Below are 6,863 nucleotides of genomic sequence, written 5' to 3'. Positions count from 1 at the left end.
CGATGAACCCATGAGCGTGGACATCGACATCACGGGGCTGCCCCTGGAGCGCATCGGCTTCAGCCCGTCGCCGCTGGCCGAACTGGGCGCGATGCTGCACGCCCTGTCGGAGCCGGGCCACCATCCGGGCCTGCACGGCTGGGCCACCGCGACCGCCGCGTCCCTCAAGCCGGACCTCGCGGACCGGCTGACGGAGGCGGACTTCCTGTGGCGGTCGGCGCGCTCGGACATCCTGCTGCCGTCCGTACCGGGGGCGACGCTCGCGGAGGAGCTGGACGCACTCGACCGGATCGACGACGAGACGTTCGTGTCCGCGGCGTTCGAGATCACCTGCTCGGCCGAGTACGGCAGCGAGGTGCCGTCCCCGCTGGTCGACGCCGCTCAGCGGGCCCGGGTCCGTGAGCTGTCGGCCGCGCGCGGCCCCAGGCAGGCGGATTTCACGGACCGGATGCTGGAGGACCCGCGCGCACTGCGGGCGTGGCTGCGGCGGCTGCTGGAGGACTGCGAGCAGGCGTTCTTCGGGGACACCTGGGAGCGCGTACGGGGCCAGCTGGCGGCCGACGCGCGCCATAAGGCGGATCTGCTGCGGCACAAGGGCCTGGCCGAGGCGCTGGCCGCGGTCTCACCGGCGGTGACGCTCTCCGAGGACGGCTCGCGGGTCGTGGTGGACAAACTCGCCAGCTCCCGCACCAGCGCGTACGGCGGCGCGCTCACCTTCGTCCCGACCGCCTTCGGCTGGCCGCACCTCTTCGTGCTGCACCGCCCCGGCTGGTCACCGGTCATCCAGTACCCGATCGCGTCGCCCGAGCTCCCCGAGGTGATGGCCCTCCAGGTGGTCCAGTGCCGTCTGGAGGCCCTCGCCCACCCGGTCCGCATGCGCCTGTGCCGCACCCTCGCCCGCGGCCCCCACACCACCGGCGAACTGGCGACCGCCTACAACCTGACCCCGCCGGAAGTCTCCCGCCACATAGCCACCCTCAAAAAAGCCGGCCTCCTCACCACCCGCCGCCGCGGCCGCTACGTCCTCCACCAGCTCGACCTGACCGTCGTGGCCCGCATCGGCAGCGACTTCCTCCAGAGCGTGCTGCGCTGACCACGGGGACGGCCGAGCCAGGCCGGGGCGGCTGTCAGTGGCCGCAGCTAGCCTGCGGATCCCCGGTATGAGGAGGTAGCCGTGACGGCCGTGGACGACGGGCCGCAGGCCCACGCCCAGATGCAGCCGGAGCAGTTCGAAGCCCTCGCCGCCGCGGCGACGAGGGAGGCCGACGGCCTGCGCCTGGAATTCATCGGGGGAAAGCTGGGGGTCAAGGCCGTGCCGGACGGGCTTCACGAGACGATCACCATGTGGCTGGTGCGGCAGTGCCTCCAGCACGCGCCCGCACTGGACCTCCACACCGGCCAGGGGCTCAGGATCGAGACCTACCGCAAGGGCAGGGCGCGTCCCGACGGCGTCCTCGCTCCGACGGCCCACTTCGTCCGGGCCGGGGAGTGGGCCGACCCCGAGGGCGTACTCATGACCGTCGAAGTCAGCACCCACGAATACGAAGCCCACGACCACGGCACCAACCAGCGCGACCGCGTCGAGAAGCCCCGCGCCTTCGCCGAGAGCGGCGTCCCCGTCTACCTGCTCATCGACCGTGAAGCCGACGAGGTCACCGTTTACAGCGAGCCCGTGGACGGCTCCTATCAGGAGCGCCACTCCGCCGCGTTCGGCAAGACCGTCACCCTGCCGGAGCCGGTGGGCATCACCCTCGGCACCGAGCCGCTCAAGACCTGGAGCGCCACGGCCCGAGGCTCCGACGCCTGACCGGGCGGCCCCTACTGCCCCCCGCCCCCGGCCCGTACCAGTCCCGACTCGTAGGCCATGACGACGACCTGGACGCGGTCGCGGAGGCCCAGTTTGGTGAGGATGCGGCCTACGTGGGTCTTCACGGTGGCTTCGGAGAGGACGAGGCGGGCGGCGATCTCGCCGTTGGACATGCCCTGGGCGACGAGGAGCATCACTTCGCGTTCGCGGCCGGTGAGGCGGTCGAGTTCGGAGTTGGAGGGGTCCTTGGAGGTGCTCGGGAGCATCGGGGTGAAGCGGTCGAGGAGGCGGCGCGTGGTGCTGGGGGCCACTACGGCGTCGCCGCTGTGCACGGCGCGGATCGCGCCGAGGAGCTCGCCGGGCGGCACGTCCTTGAGCATGAAGCCGCTGGCCCCGACCTTCAGCGCCGAGAACGCGTACTCGTCGAGGTCGAAGGTGGTCAGTATCAGCACCTTCGGCGGGTTCTGCTGCGCGCAGATGCGGCGCGTGGCCTCCACGCCGTCCAGTCTCGGCATGCGCACGTCCATGAGCACCACGTCCACGGCGGTGGCGCGCAGCACCTCCAGCGCCTCCATGCCGTCCCCGGCCTCGGCGACGACCTCCATGTCGGGCTGGGCCGCCAGCACCATGCGGAAGCCCGTACGGAGCAGGACCTGATCGTCGACGAGCATGACCCGGATCGACATGCGGCGTTACCTTTCCTCAGCGGTTTCGTGAGCGTACGCGCCCCACGCGCCAGGCGGCGAACCTTGGGGCGGGCTTTTCAGCGGCCGGCCTTCAGCGGCAGCAGCGCGCTGATCCGGAATCCGCCTCCCGGCCGCGGGCCCGCGTCCAGCGTCCCCCCGACCATGCCGACGCGCTCGCGCATCCCGATGAGGCCGTGCCCCATGCCGTCCGCGCCGCCCTCCTCGTACAGCTCGTGCTGCGCGCCCCGCCCGTCGTCCTCCACCAGCAGGCCCAGCCCGTCGTCGAAGAAGGTGAGCCGGACGCTGGCCCCGACGTTCGGGCCGCCGTGCTTGCGGGTATTGGTGAGCGCTTCCTGCACGATGCGGTAGGCCGTCAGCTCCACCCCGCTCGGCAGCGGCCGCGGCGCCCCCTCGACCTGGAAGTCGACCGGCATCCCGGCGGTGCGCACCTGCTCCACGAGGTCGTTGATCTGCTCCACGTCGGGCTGCGGCACGTACTCGCCGCCCTCGCCGGCCTCCTCCGTGCGCAGGACGCCCAGCAGCCGCCGCATCTCCGCGAGCGCCTGCCGCCCGGTCCCGGAGATCGTCTCCAGCGCCTGCTTGGCCTGCTCCGGGGAGCCGTCCAGGACGTACGCGGCGCCGTCGGCCTGCACCACCATCACCGACACGTTGTGCGCGACCACGTCGTGCAGCTCGCGGGCGATCCGCGCCCGCTCGGCGGCCACGGCCATCCGCGCCTGCGCCTCGCGCTCCTTCTCCAGCCGGTCGGCGCGCTCCTGGAGCTGCGCCCAGTACGCGCGGCGGGTGCGCACGGAGTCGCCCAGCACCCAGGCGAGCACGAACGGCACCGTGACGAAGACGACCGCCACCACGCCCTGCCAGCCGGTGGCCGCGCTGTGCGGCCAGCGCAGCTTGTTGATCGTCGGCGCGAGCAGGCCGCAGACCAGCGCCAGCCGGGACGCCCAGCGCTTCCCGTCCGCCGCCGCGGTGTAGATGATCACCAGCATCGCGAAGTCCGGAGGGTGGACGTCCACGTTGCCCGCGACCTGGAGCACCCCGCACCCCACCGCCACGAGCAGCATGTACTCCGGCCACCGGCGGCGCAGGGCGACCACCGTGCAGAGCCCGACGACGGTCACCGTGCCCACGACGAACTGGACGGTTCCGTTCGGAGCCTGCACGAGCCAGATCCCGCCCAGCCCGAACAGCAGGAGAGCCCAGAAGCTGTCCACACCGGTCGGGTGCCTGCGGAAGAAGTCGTAGAGGCGCTGCACGTAACCCAGCGTAGGGACCGCAAGCACGTGCCGGGGTCAGCCGGACGATCGATCCATGCACCTCCGGTCTACTCCCCAAGGTGGATACGGACTCGGCACGAAGGAGAGACGGGCACCTCGAACCGGTCCCTCCGCCCCTCCGCTTCTCCGGTCCGGCCGCGCTCCCCGACCGGCCCGCACGGAGTTATCCACAGGCCGAAACGCCCGCGCCCCGCCTCGCATACCGTTCTCGCATGACGCGCACAGCGAGCGGAGCGCGGACCTGGCAGGCGGCGACCGAGGCCGCGCTGTACGGGCCGCACGGCTTCTACCGCCGGCCCGGCGGCCCCGGCCCGGCGGGCCACTTCCGTACGTCCGTCCACGCCTCCCCCCGGTACGCGGCGGCCGTCGCCGAGCTGCTGCGCCGCGTCGACGCGGCCCTCGGCCACCCGCCGGACCTGGCCTTCGCCGACATCGGCGCGGGGCGCGGCGAGCTGACGGCGGGCGTGCTCGCGCACGTCCCGGCGGACGTGGCCGCCCGGCTGCGCCCGTACGCCGTCGAGCGGGCCCCCCGGCCCGCCGGTCTCGATCCGCGCATCGAATGGCTCGCCGGCCTCGACGAGGCCCCGGCGAAGCTGACGGGCCTGCTCTTCGCCAACGAATGGCTGGACAACGTACCGGTCGACGTCGCCGAGACCGACGGCGAGGGCGCCGCCCGCCGGGTCCTCGTGCAAGCCGACGGCGAGGAGGCCCTCGGCGGCCCTGTCGACGGCGAGGACGCCGCCTGGCTGGCCCGCTGGTGGCCACTGGACGGCGCGCCGCCGGGCACCAGAGCCGAGATCGGGCTCCCGCGCGACGCGGCGTGGGCGCGCGCCGTCCGCGCCCTCGGCTCGGGCCTCGCCGTCGCCGTCGACTACGTCCACGAGCGCGGCGCGCGGCCGCCGCTGGGCACCCTGACGGGGTTTCGGGACGGGAGGGAGGTGCGGCCGGTACCGGACGGTTCGTGCGACATCACGGCGCATGTCGCCCTGGACGCGTGCGCGGCGGCAGGCTCCGACGGCGCTCAGCCCCAGGCCCAGGCCCACGCCCCGGTCGCGCGCTCTCAGCGGGACGTCCTACGGGCGCTCGGTGTCGACGGGCGGCGGCCGCCGCTGTCCCTCGCGGCCGGCGATCCGGCCGGGTACGTACGGGCCCTCGCCGCGGCCGGGGAAGCCGCCGAGCTGACCGACCCCGCGGGCCTGGGCGGCTTCGGCTGGCTCATACAGCCCGTCGGCCCGCCCTGCGCCGAGCTGACGGCCACCCTCACCGGGTGACCGGCCGCGCCCCCGGGCGCCCCGTGCCCGTTCCGCCCGGCGTCCCCACGCCCGTACCCCCGTCCACACGAGCTGAGAGACTACCCACCATGACGGAGACGACAGTCGGCATCGGCGGCGCCGCGGAGAGCACCGACATGGTGCTCAACATCGGACCGCAGCACCCGTCCACCCACGGCGTGCTGCGCCTGCGCCTGGTCCTCGACGGCGAGCGGGTCCAGCACGCCGAGCCCGTCATCGGCTATATGCACCGCGGCGCGGAGAAGCTGTTCGAGGCGCGCGACTACCGCCAGATCATCATGCTCGCCAACCGCCACGACTGGCTCTCCGCCTTCTCCAACGAGCTGGGCGTCGTCATGGCCGTGGAGCGGATGCTCGGCATGGAGGTCCCCGAGCGGGCCGTGTGGACACGCACGCTCCTCGCCGAGCTCAACCGGGTGCTGAACCACCTGATGTTCCTCGGCTCGTACCCCCTGGAGCTGGGCGGCATCACGCCCGTCTTCCACGCCTTCCGGGAGCGCGAGGAGCTCCAGGCCGTGATGGAGGAGGTCTCCGGCGGCCGGATGCACTACATGTTCAACCGGGTCGGCGGCCTCAAGGAGGACCTCCCGGCGGGCTGGCTCGGCCGGGCCCGGCACGCGGTCGCCGACGTGCGGTCGCGCATGGACGTGTACGACCGGCTGGTCCTCGGCAACGAGATCTTCCGGGGCCGTACGCGCGGCGTCGGCGTGCTCTCCCGCGAGGCCGTGCACGGCTACGGCGTCTCGGGGCCGATCGCCCGCGCCTCCGGCGTGGACTTCGACCTGCGCCGCGACGAGCCGTACCTCGCCTACGGCGAGCTCCAGGACACCCTCAAGGTCGTCACCCGCGCCGAGGGCGACTGCCTCGCCCGCTTCGAGTGCCTGCTGGAGCAGACCCACAACGCGCTGGACCTGGCCGACGCGTGCCTCGACCGGATCGCGGACCTCGCGCCGGGGCCGATCAACCAGCGGCTCCCGAAGGTGCTCAAGGCCCCGGAGGGCGCCACCTACGCCTGGACCGAGAACCCGCTGGGCGTCAACGGCTACTACCTCGTCTCCAAGGGCGAGAAGACCCCGTACCGCCTCAAGCTCCGCTCGGCGTCGTTCAACAACATCCAGGCGCTGACGGAGCTGCTGCCGGGGACGCTCGTCGCCGACATGGTCGCGATCCTGGGCTCGCTGTTCTTCGTCGTCGGCGACATCGACAAATAGCCCAGCGGACGGACGGCCCGGCGGGCGGGGAGGCGGCGGACCCCGCCGCCTGAGCCCCGCCCTACGAGATCGCCGTGCGCAGCTCCGCGACGTCGATCTGCTCGGTCTCGTCATGCACGGTCAGGTCGATGACCTCGCCCGAGTCACCCTTGCGGAGCTCCTGCTCGGCGACCGCCTCGTCCCCGACGACGTCCGCGAGGTCCGCCCCGGCCAGCTCGCCCTCGTCCGGCTTCCCGGCCTGGGCGGAAGAAGCGGGGGCAGCCGCTATGGCCTTCGGCGCGCCCGCGCCCGTACCCGCGGTCGCTGCCGTCCCCGCCGCGCCCGTACCGAAGAAGTCGAAGCCGCCCTGCTCGCGCGAGGCGGCCCGGCGGGCGGCCGGGTGCTGCGGCACGACGGCAGCGGCGGCGGGCACGGTGTGGTGCTCGCGGACCACCTCGACGCCCGCGGCGGGCGTACGGGCTTCGGGCGTACGGGCGCCGGCCGCCGCGTGCTTCCCCCGCTCGCCCCCGCCGTCCGGGCCGTCCTGCGCCAGGCGCTCGGCGAGGTCCCGGCGGCGGGCCTCCTCGACGGTG

The 6,863-nt window shown here is 73.5% G+C and carries 6 protein-coding genes and 1 pseudogene; 4 read left to right on the top strand and 3 right to left on the bottom strand.

Annotated features, from left to right (window positions below):
• Nucleotides 1-10 precede the first annotated feature (10 nt).
• A complete protein-coding gene (locus ACFU99_RS27210; protein WP_384396696.1) occupies nucleotides 11-1,093 on the top strand; it encodes a DUF5937 family protein in 1,083 nt (360 codons plus the stop codon).
• A gap of 81 nt (nucleotides 1,094-1,174) precedes the next feature.
• Nucleotides 1,175-1,807: a Uma2 family endonuclease gene (locus ACFU99_RS27205; protein ID WP_384396693.1), complete on the top strand. Its 633-nt coding sequence runs from the start codon at nucleotides 1,175-1,177 to the stop codon at nucleotides 1,805-1,807.
• Between the two features lie 11 nt (nucleotides 1,808-1,818).
• On the opposite strand, the gene ACFU99_RS27200 is transcribed toward ACFU99_RS27205, so the two are convergent.
• Together ACFU99_RS27200 and ACFU99_RS27195 are read right to left on the bottom strand one after the other, a co-directional pair.
• Nucleotides 1,819-2,493 (bottom strand): response regulator, encoded by a 675-nt coding sequence (locus ACFU99_RS27200; RefSeq protein WP_384396690.1) that lies wholly within the window; start codon nucleotides 2,491-2,493, stop codon nucleotides 1,819-1,821.
• Nucleotides 2,494-2,570: 77 nt separating this feature from the next.
• Nucleotides 2,571-3,767, bottom strand: coding sequence for a sensor histidine kinase (locus ACFU99_RS27195; protein ID WP_384396688.1), 1,197 nt, complete (start codon nucleotides 3,765-3,767; stop codon nucleotides 2,571-2,573).
• 233 nt (nucleotides 3,768-4,000) lie between these two features.
• Here ACFU99_RS27195 and ACFU99_RS27190 point away from each other — a divergent pair, with 233 nt between their 5' ends.
• Nucleotides 4,001-5,059 (top strand): SAM-dependent methyltransferase, encoded by a 1,059-nt coding sequence (locus ACFU99_RS27190; protein ID WP_384396685.1) that lies wholly within the window; start codon nucleotides 4,001-4,003, stop codon nucleotides 5,057-5,059.
• Between the two features lie 89 nt (nucleotides 5,060-5,148).
• The gene (locus tag ACFU99_RS27185) at nucleotides 5,149-6,291 is read left to right on the top strand and encodes an NADH-quinone oxidoreductase subunit D (RefSeq protein ID WP_384396682.1); all 1,143 of its coding nucleotides are present in this window, start codon (nucleotides 5,149-5,151) and stop codon (nucleotides 6,289-6,291) included.
• Nucleotides 6,292-6,352: 61 nt separating this feature from the next.
• On the opposite strand, the pseudogene ACFU99_RS27180 reads toward ACFU99_RS27185, so the two are convergent.
• Nucleotides 6,353-6,863: pseudogene (locus ACFU99_RS27180) on the bottom strand (hypothetical protein); the annotation flags it as partial.

Origin of the sequence: Streptomyces sp. NPDC057654 (assembly GCF_042800135.1) — a bacterium.
Classification (GTDB): domain Bacteria; phylum Actinomycetota; class Actinomycetes; order Streptomycetales; family Streptomycetaceae; genus Streptomyces.
Note: the sequence above shows the minus strand (reverse complement) of the source record. Positions and strands in the feature narration are given on the sequence as shown.